Below are 15,222 nucleotides of genomic sequence, written 5' to 3' on the forward strand. Positions count from 1 at the left end.
AACAGCGCCACAACAAGGAGACAAGCATGCCCGATACCACACACGACCGCGGGACGCGTACCGGCGGCATCCGGACCCAGGCCGATATCGACGACTTCGAACGCACGCCCTGGCAGGAAAAGCTGCCCGCGCAGAACACTTACGAACTGCTGTGCCAGGCCTGCGACAGTCATCCGGACAAGACCGCGTTGCGCTTTGTCATGACCGGGGCGGCCGACGCGCCAGAGTTTGTCGTCGATTACGCAACCCTCAAGGCGCGCGTGACGCAAGCGGCCAACGCTTTCCACCGCGCCGGCATTACCACCGGCACGGCGGTGGCGTTGCTGCTGCCCAATCTGCCCGAGACCCATTACGCCTTGCTGGGCGCGCAGGCTGCCGGCATCGCCAGTCCCATTAACCCGATGCTGGAGGTTGACCATATCGCCGCCATCGTCAATGAGACGGGGGCGCAAGCGCTGGTCGCCTGCGCCCCAGTCTCTGACAGCGCGCTCTGGGACAAGGCCGTCGCCGTGGCCGACCGTTGCCCATCGGTGCGGACCCTGTTCGTTGTCAGCGCTGCGGCGTATCTTCCTGCCGCGGCGCGTGCGCGGGTTGACGCGGCCTTCGACACGACCTCAAGGCCGTGCCGCGCGGACGTGAAGATGGTCGGTTTTGACCAGGCGCTGGCGGCCGAGCCGTCGGACACGCTGGTTTCGAAGCGCCGCATCCTGGCGACTGACATCTGCTCGTATTTCCATACCGGCGGCACGACCGGCCTGCCCAAAGTCGCGACGCACACGCATCTCAATGAAGCCTTCGTCGCGTCGATGCTCAAGGCGCTGATCCCGTCGCCAAACACGATCCTGTGCGGCCTCCCGCTGTTCCACGTGAACGGCGCGATGATCACCGGCCTTGCTGCCTTCCATGCCGGTTGGGAGGTCGTGATGCTGACGCCCGCCGGCTATCGGGGCCACGCCGTGATGCCGAACTTCTGGAAGCTGGTCGAACGGTTCCGCGCCACCAGCTTCAGCGGCGTGCCGACGATCTACGCCGCGCTGGCCGATCTGCCGCGGGAAGGCGCCGACATTGCCTCGTTGCGCTTCGCGTTTTGCGGCGCCGCGCCGCTGCCGGCCGAGGTCGCGCGGCGCTTCGAAGCCGCCGCCGGCATTCCGCTGTACGAGGGCTACGGCCTGACCGAAGGCGCGTGCGTCTCGGCCCTCAATCCGCCGCAGGGCGAACGCCGCCTCGGCACGGTCGGCCTGCGCCTGCCGCACCAGGCCATCGGCGTCTGGAAGGTCGACGGCGTCGGCCACGCCACCAAGCCTTGCGCGCCGGGCGAAACCGGCGTCATCGGCATCAACGGCCCGAATGTGTTTCCCGGCTATCTGCGCGAGCAAGACAATGGCGGCATCTGGCTCAATCCGGGATGGCTCAATACCGGCGACCTCGGCCATCTCGATGCCGACGGCTATCTGCATCTGACCGGCCGTGCCAAGGAGCTGATCATCCGCGGCGGCCACAATATCGATCCGGCGATGATCGAAGACGCGCTGCTGCGGCACCCGGCCGTGGCAATGGCGGCCGCGGTCGGCCAGCCGGATGCGCACACCGGGGAATTGCCAGTCGCCTACGTCACGCTCAAGCCAGGCTTCACCGCGGCTGCCGACGAACTGCTGGCGGCCGCGCGCAACCTCGTGCCGGAACGCGCTGCAGTGCCAGTGCGCATCGACATCCTGCAGGAGATGCCGCTGACCTCCATCGGCAAGGTCGCCCGGGCGGAGCTGCGCATGCGCGCTGCCGAGCAGGTGTTCCAGGAGATCCTGGCGCAGGCCGGCACGGCCGCCAGCGTTCGCGTGGGGCCGGATATCCGGCGCGGCACCGTCGCCTTCGTCCAATGCCCCGCCGCGGACGTGGCGTACGTGCAGGATCTGCTCGGACGGTTTCCGTTCCCTCTCGACTTCAACTGCCCGGTGTGAACGCGCCGAGTCCCCTCTCGTAGAGAAACCCGTTTATGAACACCACATTGCCCGAGCAGGTCGACGTCCTGCTGGTGGGCCTGGGTCCGGTCGGCGCCGCCGCGGCCAACCTGCTGGGCCGCTACGGCGTCCGTACCCTGGCCATCGACAAGGCCACGGATATTTTCACCGCGCCCCGGGCCATCGTGCTCGATAACGAAGCGCTGCGCATCCTGCAGATGGCAGGACTCGAGGAAGGCGCGTTCGATACGCTGGCCATTGCCAAGGTGCAGATGCATTCGCCGCTGTTCGGCAGCTACGCGCGTGCCAACACAGCGGGCACCATGGACTGCCACCCGCGACTGGTCACGTTCTATCAGCCGGATCTCGAACGCGCCTTGCGCGCCCGCTTCAGCCGCTATCCCTGCGTGAGTATCGCTCTCGGCGCCGATCTCACCGGTTTCGACGACGACGGCGAAGCGGTGCGGTGCACCGTGCGCCTTCCCGGCGGCGACACGGCCACCGTGCGCGCGCGCTATATCGTGGGCGCGGACGGCGCCAATTCTTTCGTGCGGCGCCACGCCGGCCTTGCCTTTGCCGGCAAGACCTTCACGCAGGACTGGCTGGTCATCGACGCCCTGAACGTGCCCAACCCGATCGATCATGTCGAATTCCTGTGCGACCCGCGCCGGCCTACGCCGCACATGGTTGCCCCGGGCGGCAGGCAACGCTGGGAGTTCATGCTGCAGCCCGGCGAGACGCGTGAACAGATGGAATCGCCGGACAAGATCCGCGAACTGCTGGCCCCCTGGTGCAAGCCGGAGGACATCACGATCGAGCGCACGGCGGTCTACCGGTTCCATGCGCGCATCGTCGATCGCTTCTCCAGGGGCCGGGCCTTCCTGGTGGGCGATGCCGCGCATATCACGCCGCCCTTCGTCGGCCAGGGGCTCGTTGCGGGACTGCGCGACGTGGCCAACCTGTGCTGGAAGCTCGCATGGGTCGTGCAGGGAAGGGCGACGCCCGCCATTCTCGACACCTACGACACCGAGCGGCGCCCACACGCGCGCTCCATCATCAATCTGGCGCTCCTGATGGGCCGGCTGGTGATGCCGCGCAACCGGCTGGCGGCATTCGCCGTCCATGGCGCGATGGCGCTGATGCAGCGCATGCCCTGGGCGCGAGCCTTCTTCGAGGACCTGAAGATCAAGCCGCCCGCGCGTTTCAGGCGCGGCCTGTTCCAGCGCGGCAAGACGCGCGCGAAGCTGGTGCGCGGCGGTCTGCTGCCGCAAGGGCTTGTGCGCCGCGGGCCGGGCGCCCCCATCGTGCCGAGCGACGATGCGCTCGGGTCGCGGCTCGTGCTGGCGGGATTCGGCTGCGATCCCGCGCCGCTGTTAGACCGTAACCTTCTGGCCGCATGGCAGCAGGCGGGCGGCGACATCGTGCAGCTGCGCCATTGCGGGCAAGGCGAACACGGGCCGCAGGAGGCGCACGAACGGCGGGATCAACATTCCTGGGAGGACATGTCGGACCAGCTTGTCCCGGGGGCCGCACCCGTCGGCTGGATCGCGGTCGTGCGTCCCGACCGCACCGTGCTGCACGACGGCCCGCTCGAAGCCGTCGACGACATCGTCCGGGAGTCGCTTGCCATGCTGGGGGTGGGCGGCCCGCTGCCAGAAGGCTTGCCTCCCGCGTTGCGGGCCTTCAGCTGACATCGGCTTGCCTGGGCACAAGGGCTCCGCTATCAACGCATGACAATTATTACAACGGGAGACAAGACGGTGAAAATTCGTTCAATCATGTCCGCAGTATTCGCGCTAGGCGCAGTGCCTGCATCGGCGCAGTCCAGCGTTACGCTATACGGCGTAGTTGATACCAACGTGGAGTATGTCAATCGGGTCGGATCGGTCCCGCTGCCGACGAACTTTTACAACGCAGGGCAAGCACATAGCGTTGTCCGTATGAACACCGGTGGCGTTGCTGGCTCACGTTGGGGTCTACGGGGAGAGGACGATCTGGGTGGGGGGATGAAGTCGCTTTTCGTATTAGAGGGCGGGTTCCAGGCCGATACCGGCGCCCTGGAGATGCCGGGCACACTCTTTGATCGACAGGCATACGTTGGGCTGCGCAGCAATAGTTTCGGCCAGCTGACCTTCGGGCGCCAGTACACGTCCCTCTTTCTGGGATTGGCCAATTTCATGCCTGCGAGCTACGCCGTTCAGTATGAACCGATCGCAGTGATAGCCGGTCCGAACTTCCGGGAGAACAATACAGTCCAGTATGCGGCCGCAGCAGGGCCTGTGACAGCGATTGCCCATTGGTCCTTTGGTGTCGGCTTATCTTTGCCGCCTACCAGTCCGTTTGCACAGCAAGTCATGGTCGGCGGCAATGGTGAGATGCCGGGGCAGTTCCGCGCTGACACCGGGTATGGTGCTGCACTGATCTATATGCCTGGCGCGTTCGGCTTCACGGTGGACTACGATCAGTACAACCCGTCAATCGCTCAGGGCAGTGGTACCAATAAGCGCGCAGCGGTCGCCGCGAGCTATACGTTCGATGGCAAGGCCAAGGTAATGGGTGGGTACCGTTGGGGGCAAAACAAGGATCAGAATGGCTTGACAGTCCTGCGCGATGACTACTACTGGTTGGGCGCGAACTACCAATTGACTCCCGTGGTCGAGCTGACGCTTGAGTATGACTACGAGAATGTCCGGCGTCTGAACGGCAACGCAGCGGTGGCGAATCCCTGGCAACTGATTTTTATGGCGAGATATAGCTTGAGCAAGAGAACGGATCTATATCTGTCCACAGCCTATGCGCGGAACACCGGATTGATGCTCGAATCATCGGCGTCGGGCTATGGGGCAAGCCTTTTTCTGAATAACAGTTACGCGCCAGGGGTCGGGCAGACATCGATGATCGGCGTGGCTGCAGGAGTCCGCCATATTTTTTGATGCGGTTCGACGCCGAGTGCCCATCCGCAGCGGCAAGCACCGCGCCATCCTGATGACGGCATACGCGGCGGCCACGACCTCGCGCCATTACGCATAGCAGAACGTTATGGCCGAGTATCCTCGGGCCGCCGAAGGCGCGGTTTATTCCGGCTGGATGCCGGCGGCTTTGATCACCTCGGCCCATTTCGCGGTTTCACTGCGCACGAACGCGGCCAGCTCTTCCGGCGTCGACGGGGAGGGTTGGCCTCCTGTCTGGCTGAAGTGCTCGGTAGCCGCCGGGCTCGTCAGCCCCTGTCGAATCAGCTGGCTCATACGTGCGATGACTGGTTTTGGCGTGGTGGCGGGGAAGAAGGCAGCAACCCAGGCCGTCATCTCGTAGCCTGGCAGGCCGCTTTCCGCCATGGTCGGAACATGGCCGAGCAAGGGATTGCGCCTGGATGTGGTCACGGCGACTGCGCGCAGCTTGCCGTTCTGAATCAGGGGCAGGGCTGGATTGATGTCGGAAATCATGAAATCGACCTGGTGGCCCATCAAGTCGGTCAGGGCCTGCGGCACGCCCTTGTAGGGCACATTCAGTGCCGGTGCGCCGCTCATCATCTTGTAGAGCTCGCTGGCGACCCGGGTGGAGGAACTGCCGCTGGCGAAGGTCATCTTGCCTTGCCGGTTTTTCGCCAGCGTGGTCAGTTCTCCCACCTTCTGCACCGGGCTGTCGGATGGCACGACCAAAACCAATCCGCTCCTGGCGATCAACGAAACCGGCGCGTAGTCCTTGATGGGATCATAGGGCAGCTTCCTGAACAGGGACGCATTGGCCGCGTGAGTGGTGTTTGTCGTGATGAGCATCGTGTAGCCATCTGCGGGCGCTCTCGCGACGGCCGTGGCCGCGATGAACCCGTTGGCGCCCGGACGGTTTTCCACGACGACGGACTGGCCGGTCTGGGCGGTGATGGTCTGCGCGATGTAGCGCGCGGTGTTGTCCGTGCCGCTGCCTGCGGGGAACGGCACCACGATGCGGATCGGCTTGTCCGGATACTCGTTCGGGCCGGCGGCCCACACCAGTTGCGGCGCCGCGCAAGCAGCGGCCAGTCCGGACAGCATGGCGAGCATGCGTCGCCGGGGAAATCGCTGGATCATCTTGTCTCCTCCCGTATCTCGGGATCTGATTGATTGACCTGGCCGGGCTTGCGTCAGGACAGCGGATCGTGTGCGCGAATGACAATCAGCTCGCACGTCCCGTCCGACGATTGGAGGCTGAGCTCCGCACCATCGGGTACGTAGACCCACTCCCCGGTCCCGGCGGCGAAGCGCTCCCCGTCGATGCGCCCATGGAGCGTGCCGCCGCGCACGAAGAGCACCTGCTCGTTCTCGCCAAGCCGGTGCGGCTCGGCGCCGCCATCCGTGTCAAGGTCGACCATGTAGATGTCGAGAAACCGGGAATCGACGGTCTGGCGTGTAATGACCGGCCTGGCGAACGCGCCACGGTAGTGCGGCAGTTCGATTGCTTCGGTGCTGGCTGGCACGTCGCGCACATCGGCGGCGCCGGCCTGAAGGCGCGGATCGTCGGGGCCGATCGCGGTCACTGCCGCGTTGGGGTTTTCGCTGTACGGCGGAGCGTAGACCACCATCACCCGCACCGGTTCGTCGCTGATGACCTCGAAGCGATGGAAGACGCCGGCCGCGTTGAAGCTCCAGTCCCCTGCGCGCAAGATGCGCTGCTTCCCGGGTAGTTCGCCCAGACCCTCGCCGGCGAGCAGGAACGACGCCTGCTCGAGGTTCGGGTGTGCATGCGGCAACGCGCCGTGGCCCCGCGAAATCGTGCCGAGCAGGACCTCGAGCCGGCGCGCGCCGACAGTCTCCTTGCCGATGATGCGCTGGTTCGCCGTTCCCGTGTGGTTGGCCGGTGCGTACGCGGCCACGTCGGTGGCCCTCCGTACATAGGATGATGTCATTCCGATGTCTCCTTACTCAAATGGTGAAGTCTGTCGCGCTCAGCGGCGGCTGTCGGGGATGGCCAGCGCCGGGTAGTGCTCGGTCAGCTTGGCCGGCATCTCCACGTCCAGGATGAAACGGTCGCCGCGATACCAGAACTGCCCTGCCAGGAGCACATTGCCGTCGACGTCCAGCGTCGATCGGACGATCCTGGCGATTGGCGCCCCGAAGCCATAGGCGAGGTCGCGTGCCAGGATGTAGTCGGCCGGCTCGACCGTCATGGTCTGCTGCATCATGCCAAGGCGGTCGCCTTCGACCTGGCGCAGCAGATGACCGAGCTTGTGGTGCTTTTCGCTGCCGCGGGGAAAGCGGGCAAAGACCGACGAGGCCACATACATCTCGATCAGGCAGAATGGCGTGCCGCCATGTACATGCAGTTTGCGCACCATTACATAGCTGTCCAGCGGCGTGCCGCGCCGGGCCAGGCCCGGCCGCAGCGCCACGCCCTCGCGCATTTCCAGGATGCGGATTTCCAGGTCGCTGCCATGGGCTGATTCGTCATTGATGGCCGAGCGCAGCCCTTGTCCGGGTTCGGATGGCTGCCTGATGACGTGGGTGCCACGCCCGCGCTGGCTGCTGACCAGCCCCTCTTCCGTCAATGCGGCAAAGGCCTGGCGCACGGTGACCTTGGCGATCCCGTAGGTTTGCGCGAGGCTGTCCACGGTTGGCAGCTGCATGCCCACCGGGTACTCGCCCGAAACGATCCTGTGCCGGATGACGCTGGCCAGTTGCCGATATCGCGTCACGCCGCCAGTGCCGTCGTCGGCGAGGATGACGCCGTCGTTGGCAGCTGCGCTGGACGCATTCCTCGTCATGACAACAACTCCCGCGGCACGCGCACCGGCATGGTCAGCAGGATCTGCGCCATGCCCTTGCCGAGCGGATCATTGCGCAGCGAGGCCATGCCGCCGCCATCCAGGGCCGACTCGCAGACAAAGTTCATGGCGTCGAAGCCGGGGAGGTCGTAGCATGTGACCGGCCCCTCCACCAGGTGCCCAAGCCAGTCCGCCACGCGCGCCACCGTCACTTCGGCCCGCAGCACGGGCAAATACGCCGGCCGGCGGGCGATCAGCCCGATATTCGAGGTATCCCCCTTGTCGCCGCTACGGCCGTAGGCAAGCCGTATCAGCGGCACTTCGACGGTATCGCGTTCCGCGGGGCCGGTGCCCGTTTGTTCAGCGACGGCAGGTGCCGCGGGCGCGACCGGTGCCGCCGGGCTGCCCGAAGGAACGGCGACGCCGCTGCGTACGCCATCCATCACCACCGCCGGGGTCAGGGCGGCCTTGTCGAGCAGGAATGCATACTGGCGAATCGAGGGCGAGGGACTGGAACGTCCACCAGTAGAGCCTGTCGTGCCCGGCGCCCAACTGGTCCCCGCCGCGGCAACTTCCCGCGCGAACAGTTCCAGCGCCGCCTTCTCCGGATGCATGACCGCCAGCCGCATCACTGCCTCGCGGGTGTGCCGGACGGCAGCACGTGGCCCAAAGCAGGACTCCGCTCCCAGCACCTCGATCCGGGTGCGGCTGTAGTCTCCCCACCCGTTCTCACCGAACAGCTTGCGCGTGCGGGCAAGGATCGCCTGCGCCGTGCGTTCCGCCTTGGCGACCGCGTCGACGCCGACGACGGAAAGCTGCGCGTTGCAGCGAAAGCCGTCGACATAGGTGGCACAGACCTTGTAGGCATGGCCCGGGGCCCGCCCGCGTGCGCCGCTGACTTCCACCAGGTCCGGTGCGGCTTGCCGAAGGTTTACCTGGGTGAAATCGCAGGTGACGTCTGGCAGCAGGTAGGTGGCCGGGTCGCCGATCTCGTACAGTACCTGCTCGCCGACCGTGGCGGTATTGACCAGTCCTCCGGTGGCGGGCGGCTTGCCGACCAGGAAGGTGCCGTCGGCACGGCACTCGACCACCGGATAGCCGATGTCGTGCCAGTCCGGGACGCTTTCCCAGTCGGTATGCAAGCCTCCCGTGGCCTGGCATCCGCACTCGATGATGTGGCCGGCCAGGCTGCCTTGCGCCAGGCGGTCATAGTCGTCCGCCAGCCAGCCGAACTCGTGCATCAGCACGCCGAGCGTCACGGCACTGTCCACGCAGCGTCCGGTGATGACGATCTGGGCGCCCTGGTCCAGCGCCTGCTTGATCGGCAAGGCCCCCAGGTACGCGTTGGCGCTGACCACCTTCTCCGGCAATGGCATGCCTTTCTGCATGTCCTGCACACCGGCTTCGCGCAGCTGGGGAAGCAGGGGCATCACGTCATCGCCTTCCACCACGGCGATGCGCAGCGTCAGGCCCTGTTCCGCCGCCAGCGCGGCAATTGCCTGCGCACACCCGTGCGGGTTCATGCCGCCGGCATTGCTGACCACGCGAATCCCGCGCGCGGCGATCTCTCCGAGCAGGGCCTTCATTGTCACCGTCACGAAATCGGTGGCGTAACCCAGCTCCGGCTTGCGCAATCGGGCAGCGGCCAGAATCGACATGGTCAGCTCGGCCAGGTAGTCGAACACCAGGTAATCGATATCGCCGTGGCGCACCAGCTGCGGCGCGCCTACGCTGCTGTCGCCCCAGAAGCCGGAAGCCCCGCCAATGCGTACCGTTTTCGCGTCCATTCCCATCTCCCTATCTGCCAGTCCAATTGGGCTGGCGCTTTTCGCGGAATGCCAGCTGGCCTTCGCGCGCGTCCTCGGTCAGTGCAAACAGCCCGATCTGGCTTTCCGTGAACGCCATGGACTGCTCGAACGACATGGTTTCCATATGCTTGAGCGTGTACAGCCCCCGACGGATGGCGGCGGGCGAATTGTTCAGCAGGCGGGTCAGCAGCACGTCCAGCCTGGCGTCGAGATCGTCGCTGACATCGTTGATGAGCCCCGCGGCCAGCGCTTCCCGCGCGGACAGCGGCTCGCCGCACAGGCACAATTCGGTGAGCGTGCGACGTGGCACCAGGTGCTGCAGCACGCTCAGTACCTGCGCCGGGAACAAGCCCAGCTTGACCTCCGGCAGGCCGAAGCGGGCGCCTTCGCTGGCTATCGCCAGATCGCACATCGCCATCAGGCCCATGCCGCCTGCCATGCAGGCGCCGTTGACACGGGCGATCAGCGGCACCGTTGACTGCCTGGCGCAGCGGAACAGACCGGCCATCCCCAGGTAGGGCTCGGCGTAATCGAAGGCAAAGGATTTGCCGGTCTGCAGATCGGCGCCGGCGCAGAACGCCTGCTCGCCCGTTCCGGTAATGACCACGGCGCGGATGTCGGCATCGCGATTGGCGCGCAGGATGCCGTCGCGAAGTCCCTGGAGCACCCCCGGTGTGATGGCATTGCGGCGCTCCGGCCGGTTGATGGTCAGGTAGAGTGCCGCGTCCCGGACCTCGCTCAGCAGTTCATCATTCATGCGGAGTTTCTCCTCCGGTGCGTTGCGCTCTTGACCCATCCCTGGAGATGCCTGACGCGAACAGCGTATCGATGGCGGCGTCGTCGTAGCCGGCCTCACGCAGTACCTCGCGGCTGTGCTCACCCAGGCTGGGTGCATGGCGGCGGCTGGTCGGCGGGGTGCCATGCCATTCGCTGGGCACCGCCATCTCCCGGATGCGCCCGACGGCCGGGTGGTCCGATTCGCTGAAGAAACCGATGTCCTGCAAATGGGGATCATCCAGCAGCGACTCGAACGTGTGCATCGGAAAGACCGGAACATCGGCCTCCTTGAGCAGGGTGCGCCATGTCTCGGTGGTGCGCTTGGCCATTTCTTCGCTGACCATGGCATACAGGTCGGTGATGTTGGCGGTGCGGGTGTTGATGTTGGCGAAGCGCGGATCGGTGTCGTACAGCTGCGGCTTGCCAATGACCTCGAGGAAGGCCCGCCAATGATGATCGTGATAGATCAGGCAGCAGACATGTCCGTCCTTCGTTTTGTACGGGCGCCGCTCTGGCGAGAGCAGGCGCGGATAGCCGAAGCCGCCCTTGGGCGGGACGAAGGTCTCGCCATACAGGTGGTCTCCCATCACATAGGGAACCATGGTCTCGAACATGGGGACATCAACGCGCTGGCCCTTGCCGGTGCTCGTGCGCGAATACAGGGCGGCACAGATCACGCCGAAAGCATAGAGGCCCACCGAGCGATCGGCGATGGTGATCGGCAGGTACCGCGGACTGTCGCCGCTGCCCAGCGAAACGGCCAGCGGCAGGCCGGTTGCGGCCTGGATCAGGTCATCGAAGGCAGCCTGGGGCGCGTAGCGTCCGCGCTGCGAAAAACCGAACATGCCGACATAGACCAGGCGCGGATTGATGGCCGACAGCGTTTCATAGTCCAGCCCCAGCCGCTGCATGGCCTGCGGGCGCACGTTGTAGGCCAGCACGTCGGCATCCCGTACCAGGCAAAGCAGGGCCTCCCGCCCCTCGGGCGCTTTCAGGTCAAGCACGATGCTGCGCTTGTTGCGGTTCAGGCCAAGAAAGAGCGGCCCCAGCTTTTCATCGCCGCAGGGACCGATGCCGCGCGTACTGTCTCCGCCCGGAGCCTCGACCTTGATCACATCGGCGCCAAGGTCAGCCAGCATCTGGGTGGCGGAGGGCCCCATGAATACCGACGTGATGTCAACGACTTTCACGTCGGCCAGCGGCCCCGTTGTCTCCTCTTTTTTCATGTTCTCTCTTTGTCTCGGTGGGTCAATGTATAACGGCTGGCGCCAAGGCCGCCGTTCCCTGTCGATTGGCCGCGGCATCGGGCTTGCAGCAATGCATCGGTCATCGGTCGAACTCCGGCCCGGCCAGCTCTGGTATCCGCTTCTTGATTTTCGAGACGGTGTGGAGCTTCACCCGCTGCGCCCACGGCCCATCGATGGTGCGCAGATTCTTGTCCTTGAGATGCGCCAGGCCGAGCTCGTCGCTGAGCTGCGCAAGGGACGTCTCGACATCGAGCGAGAGGTTGGTGACAAGAACGTCGCCGCCATGGAAGACGAGGCTGTTCGACCAGAGGAAGCCGATGGGCGCCCCCTTGCGATCGATGCCGCCGAAGTCGCCGAGCTTGGCAATCACTCGCCCCTGCGTCGGCTCGAGCACGAGAATCTCGTTGGACTGGTTGCAGGCGATCCAGAGGTTGTCGTGCTCATCGATCTTCACACCGTCGGGTCCACCGCCGATCCGGTTGACGAAGACTTCAGGCGTGCCGGGCTCGAGCGTCGAGCCGGTCACCGGTATCCTGACAATGGTGTCGTTCGACGTATTGGCGACGAACAAGGCCGTCTTCTTGTTGTTGAACGCCAGGCCATTGGCGCCGATGGTCGGTGGTATCCGCGTGGGCTTCAGCAGCGCGCTGGTGACCCATGCCGACGCTTCGCCGCCGTCGGGCCCGACCTTCCAGATGATGCCCTGGTGGGCGTCGGTCACGTAGACGTTTCCGGCGGGGTCGAACGTCAACCCGTCGAGGCCGGGGTTCTTGCCGGTGACCGTCATGAACACGGACGAGGCACCCGTCCTGGGATCGACGCTCAGGACTTTCGCGCCCAGGTAGTCGACCACGAGCAACTGGCCCGTCCGGGGATGGAAGCCGAGGTCAAGCAACAATCGGCTCGAGCCCTTGATGCCGACAGTGCGCAGGTGCTTGCCCTGCGGGTCGAACACAATGAGCGCGCCCTCGCTCGTCCTGGGTTTTTCCACCGCCACCGTGACGACGTAGACGTTGCCTTCGCGGTCCACGGTGATCCCCTCGGGATGCGCCTCACCCGCGGGCAAGGTGGCGAATGTCTCAACCTTGCCGCGCTCCCAGGCTCTCGCGGCCAGCGGCGCCGCCAGCAATACGAGCAAAATCAGCATCGCCAGTATCGGCATCCGCTTGGCTTGGATCATTCTCATGTTGCACTCTCTCAATCTCGCGGATTGATGGATCGTCACTGATTGATCTGATCGATGTCGTACATGCTGGTCTGTCAGGCGCAGAGGAACGGCACCGCGCAGGCCGACGGGCGGCCTGCCATGGTGGTAAGTCGCTTTTTTATTCCTCGGTAACGTCGGAGCCGTTGCCGCGGACGTAGGGCAACGGTCCGATGCCGCGCGCCGCCGCGAGCGTGTGGAGCGCGTACTGGATCGAGAGCGCGTCATTGAGCGAGTGGAAGGTGCCGTCCTCATTGAAGCTCACTTGCGCGCCTTCGATCCAGGCGATGGTGATCGTGTCCTCGGTGTTGTCCTCGGGGGTGTAGAAGGTGTGCACCGAGCCGCCCGGCTCGTACAGGTAGGAGCCCGCCGTCTGCGGCTGGTCGGGGTACTCGCGATACTTCCAGCATCCCTGGATCGTCCACACCTGCGCCGTACCGGTGTGGTAGTGAATCGGCAGGGAACAACCAGGTTCCACGATGGCCATAAAGACCCACTCTCCGCGCTCCGGGTCGAGGCGCAGCGGCTTGATGTGGATGCCCGGAAAGACATCCTTGATCAGCGGAATCTGCTCGATGTTGACGGTCAGGAGCTTGTCCTGCGGCAGGGCGGGCAGCGGCAGCCTGGCGCCGGTGGACGTGGTGGGCTGCTCGAGAGTTCTTGCATTCATGAGTTGTCTCCGTTTGTCAGAGGATGTGAAACAGTGGAAGGAAGCCTTCCTTCTATGGGACAGAAGAGTCGCGCCGGTCCGGCGGGAAACTCAGAGCTGCGGCAGCAATGCGCCGCAGAAATAGAAGCGTCCAGCGCGACGGCGAAGCCTGGCCAACCGCTGCCGGGGCTGCCTCCCACTGAATACTCCTAAAGTTCTAATGTTAGAAGTTTATAGGCCGCGGAAGGTTTTTTCTGCCCCTTGTTTACCCTAGGGACTGAACGAGGAGGCCTTTAGCCTGACTTGCGCTCGCTAGTGTTACCAGTCGCCCGCCGCTGGGGTTCGGTGATGGCGGGCACCGTCTTCAATGCGGACGCGGGGATGTCGATCTCTGAGACGTAGCGGTCACCCCGATACCAGGTGACGCCTGCGTACAGCACACCGCCTTTGCCGTCGAGAAGACGCCGCGACATCTTCGCGACGGGCGAGGCGAACGGAATATTCAGCATGTCGCACAGAGGAAAATCCGCCGGCATCACGGTCATGCGTTGTCGCACACGTTTGCTGCGCGAGCCCAGTTCATCGAGCACCGCGGCGAGAAGCTTTTTCTTCCTGGCGGTGTCCTTGGGCAAGGCGTCGAAGACCGGCGCCAACACATAGATCTCCGCGTAGCAGAACGGCTCGCCGGAGTAGGTGTGCAGCTTGCGGACACAGACGTATTCGCCGTCCGCCTGGTCGCCCGGTCCGAGCAGTTCCTGCGGCACCCCGGTGCGGCGCCGGACTTCGAGTACCTCAAAGGCGAGCGCCTCAGGCGCGGCGAACGGATCGTTGATCGCCAGTTCGATGTCGCCCGTGGCGGCGGGCAGGGCAGCCACGTGGGTCCCGATGCCCCGCTGGCTGCGAATCAGCCCTTCTTTGGAAAGCAGCTCATACGCCTGCCGGACGGAAACGACGGCCACGCCGAGGTCAGCCGCGAGCTGCGTGATCGGCGGCAGCAGCATGCCGAGCGGATACTCGCCTTTTGCGATGCGGTACCTCAGCAACGAAGCCAGCCGCTGATATTGCGTAACGCCCCGTTCAGCCGACAGCTCCGCCCGCTCATTCCCCGTAGTTCGATCGTCCGTCATTCCCGTTGCCTGAGACCCAGAACCCTGGAGTATGCACCAGACGGGCCCTGGCTGGCCGGCGTCCGCCGAGCCTTTGCCGTCGAACAGGCGCCGCGATATCTAGCGTTTGTAGAGGCCGGTCAGGGTAGCCGTGGCGAGCGTGTTCCGGTGGATGAAGAAGCGCACCACAGCGTTGGTCGGGTTGGGCGGCAACTCCAGCTCGGGCACGCCCAGCGCATGCACGGTGAAGATGTAGCGGTGCGCGGGCAAGCCCTTGGGCGGGCAGGGACCGCCGTAGCCGATGGCGCCGTAGTCGTTGGCGACCTGAGTGCCGCTGGCGCCCAGGTCAGTGCTGTCGCTTGAGCCCAGGCCTGCGTCGAGCCGGGTGACGGACGAATCGATGTCGAACAGGATCCAGTGCCAGAAGCCGCTGCCGGTGGGCGCGTCCGGGTCGTACAGCGTCACCGCGAAACTCCTGGTGCCTTCCGGCGCCCCCTGCCATTGCAGCGCGGGCGAACGGTTCTGGCCGGTGCCGTCATAGCCATCGAACTCATGCACCAGTTGCAACGGATCCTGATCCTTGAATTCGGGCGAGGTTAATGTGAAGTTGCTCATGCCATCTCCTTTCACTTGATGTTGATAACGCGGAAATCCGTATCGTCCGGCGCTGCCTGCGGCCTCCGGACGAACCCATCGCCGTCAGCCCGCCTCAAAGCGGCTGGCGCCACCCATGCCTTGC

The 15,222-nt window shown here is 65.0% G+C and carries 13 protein-coding genes; 3 read left to right on the top strand and 10 right to left on the bottom strand.

Annotated elements, in window-relative coordinates:
* The first annotated feature begins 26 nt into the window (after positions 1–26).
* From RM96_RS35010 to RM96_RS35020, 3 genes are read left to right on the top strand one after another with little or no spacing between them, the layout of a single operon-like run.
* A complete protein-coding gene (locus tag RM96_RS35010; RefSeq protein ID WP_052279918.1) occupies positions 27–1,955 on the top strand; it encodes an acyl-CoA synthetase in 1,929 nt (642 codons plus the stop codon).
* A gap of 35 nt (positions 1,956–1,990) precedes the next feature.
* On the top strand, positions 1,991–3,646 hold the full coding sequence (locus tag RM96_RS35015; RefSeq protein ID WP_039016348.1) for a bifunctional 3-(3-hydroxy-phenyl)propionate/3-hydroxycinnamic acid hydroxylase: 1,656 nt from the start codon (positions 1,991–1,993) through the stop codon (positions 3,644–3,646).
* A gap of 39 nt (positions 3,647–3,685) precedes the next feature.
* Complete coding sequence (locus RM96_RS35020) at positions 3,686–4,888, top strand: porin (protein WP_443112296.1); 1,203 nt, start codon at positions 3,686–3,688, stop codon at positions 4,886–4,888.
* 141 nt (positions 4,889–5,029) lie between these two features.
* On the opposite strand, the gene RM96_RS35025 is transcribed toward RM96_RS35020, so the two are convergent.
* From RM96_RS35025 to RM96_RS35070, 10 genes are all read right to left on the bottom strand, one after another.
* Complete coding sequence (locus RM96_RS35025; RefSeq protein WP_039016349.1) at positions 5,030–6,022, bottom strand: Bug family tripartite tricarboxylate transporter substrate binding protein; 993 nt, start codon at positions 6,020–6,022, stop codon at positions 5,030–5,032.
* Between the two features lie 53 nt (positions 6,023–6,075).
* Positions 6,076–6,837, bottom strand: coding sequence for a cupin domain-containing protein (locus tag RM96_RS35030; RefSeq protein ID WP_039016350.1), 762 nt, complete (start codon positions 6,835–6,837; stop codon positions 6,076–6,078).
* A gap of 39 nt (positions 6,838–6,876) precedes the next feature.
* On the bottom strand, positions 6,877–7,692 hold the full coding sequence (locus RM96_RS35035; protein WP_039016351.1) for a GntR family transcriptional regulator: 816 nt from the start codon (positions 7,690–7,692) through the stop codon (positions 6,877–6,879).
* Positions 7,689–9,479: an acyclic terpene utilization AtuA family protein gene (locus RM96_RS35040; RefSeq protein WP_039016352.1), complete on the bottom strand. Its 1,791-nt coding sequence runs from the start codon at positions 9,477–9,479 to the stop codon at positions 7,689–7,691. Before RM96_RS35040 ends, RM96_RS35035 begins: the two co-directional genes overlap by 4 nt.
* A gap of 10 nt (positions 9,480–9,489) precedes the next feature.
* On the bottom strand, positions 9,490–10,257 hold the full coding sequence (locus tag RM96_RS35045; protein WP_039016353.1) for an enoyl-CoA hydratase/isomerase family protein: 768 nt from the start codon (positions 10,255–10,257) through the stop codon (positions 9,490–9,492).
* Entirely contained in the window at positions 10,250–11,503 is a 1,254-nt protein-coding gene (locus tag RM96_RS35050) for a CaiB/BaiF CoA transferase family protein (protein WP_039016354.1), read from the bottom strand. The genes RM96_RS35045 and RM96_RS35050 overlap by 8 nt, the downstream gene beginning before the upstream one ends.
* 100 nt (positions 11,504–11,603) lie before the next feature.
* A complete protein-coding gene (locus RM96_RS35055) occupies positions 11,604–12,704 on the bottom strand; it encodes an SMP-30/gluconolactonase/LRE family protein (RefSeq protein ID WP_238587510.1) in 1,101 nt (366 codons plus the stop codon).
* Between the two features lie 145 nt (positions 12,705–12,849).
* On the bottom strand, positions 12,850–13,398 hold the full coding sequence (locus RM96_RS35060) for a 2,4'-dihydroxyacetophenone dioxygenase family protein (RefSeq protein ID WP_039016355.1): 549 nt from the start codon (positions 13,396–13,398) through the stop codon (positions 12,850–12,852).
* Between the two features lie 272 nt (positions 13,399–13,670).
* Positions 13,671–14,504, bottom strand: a complete 834-nt coding sequence (locus tag RM96_RS35065) for a GntR family transcriptional regulator (protein WP_039016356.1) — start codon at positions 14,502–14,504, stop codon at positions 13,671–13,673.
* A gap of 99 nt (positions 14,505–14,603) precedes the next feature.
* A complete protein-coding gene (locus RM96_RS35070) occupies positions 14,604–15,098 on the bottom strand; it encodes a YbhB/YbcL family Raf kinase inhibitor-like protein (protein ID WP_039016357.1) in 495 nt (164 codons plus the stop codon).
* Positions 15,099–15,222: the final 124 nt, after the last annotated feature.

It is taken from the genome of Cupriavidus sp. IDO (genome assembly GCF_000812465.1).
In the GTDB taxonomy this organism is placed as follows: domain Bacteria; phylum Pseudomonadota; class Gammaproteobacteria; order Burkholderiales; family Burkholderiaceae; genus Cupriavidus.

Bases quoted from the DNA above. Each gene is read 5' to 3' on its own strand.
- RM96_RS35050 (WP_039016354.1), bottom strand. From the start codon at position 11,503: ATGAAAAAAGAGGAGACAACGGGGCCGCTGGCCGACGTGAAAGTCGTT.
- RM96_RS35045 (WP_039016353.1), bottom strand. From the start codon at position 10,257: ATGAATGATGAACTGCTGAGCGAGGTCCGGGACGCGGCACTCTACCTG.
- RM96_RS35030 (WP_039016350.1), bottom strand. From the start codon at position 6,837: ATGACATCATCCTATGTACGGAGGGCCACCGACGTGGCCGCGTACGCA.
- RM96_RS35025 (WP_039016349.1), bottom strand. From the start codon at position 6,022: ATGATCCAGCGATTTCCCCGGCGACGCATGCTCGCCATGCTGTCCGGA.
- RM96_RS35060 (WP_039016355.1), bottom strand. From the start codon at position 13,398: ATGAATGCAAGAACTCTCGAGCAGCCCACCACGTCCACCGGCGCCAGG.
- RM96_RS35015 (WP_039016348.1), top strand. From the start codon at position 1,991: ATGAACACCACATTGCCCGAGCAGGTCGACGTCCTGCTGGTGGGCCTG.
- RM96_RS35020 (WP_443112296.1), top strand. From the start codon at position 3,686: ATGACAATTATTACAACGGGAGACAAGACGGTGAAAATTCGTTCAATC.
- RM96_RS35070 (WP_039016357.1), bottom strand. From the start codon at position 15,098: ATGAGCAACTTCACATTAACCTCGCCCGAATTCAAGGATCAGGATCCG.
- RM96_RS35035 (WP_039016351.1), bottom strand. From the start codon at position 7,692: ATGACGAGGAATGCGTCCAGCGCAGCTGCCAACGACGGCGTCATCCTC.
- RM96_RS35055 (WP_238587510.1), bottom strand. From the start codon at position 12,704: ATGATCCAAGCCAAGCGGATGCCGATACTGGCGATGCTGATTTTGCTC.
- RM96_RS35040 (WP_039016352.1), bottom strand. From the start codon at position 9,479: ATGGACGCGAAAACGGTACGCATTGGCGGGGCTTCCGGCTTCTGGGGC.
- RM96_RS35010 (WP_052279918.1), top strand. From the start codon at position 27: ATGCCCGATACCACACACGACCGCGGGACGCGTACCGGCGGCATCCGG.
- RM96_RS35065 (WP_039016356.1), bottom strand. From the start codon at position 14,504: ATGACGGACGATCGAACTACGGGGAATGAGCGGGCGGAGCTGTCGGCT.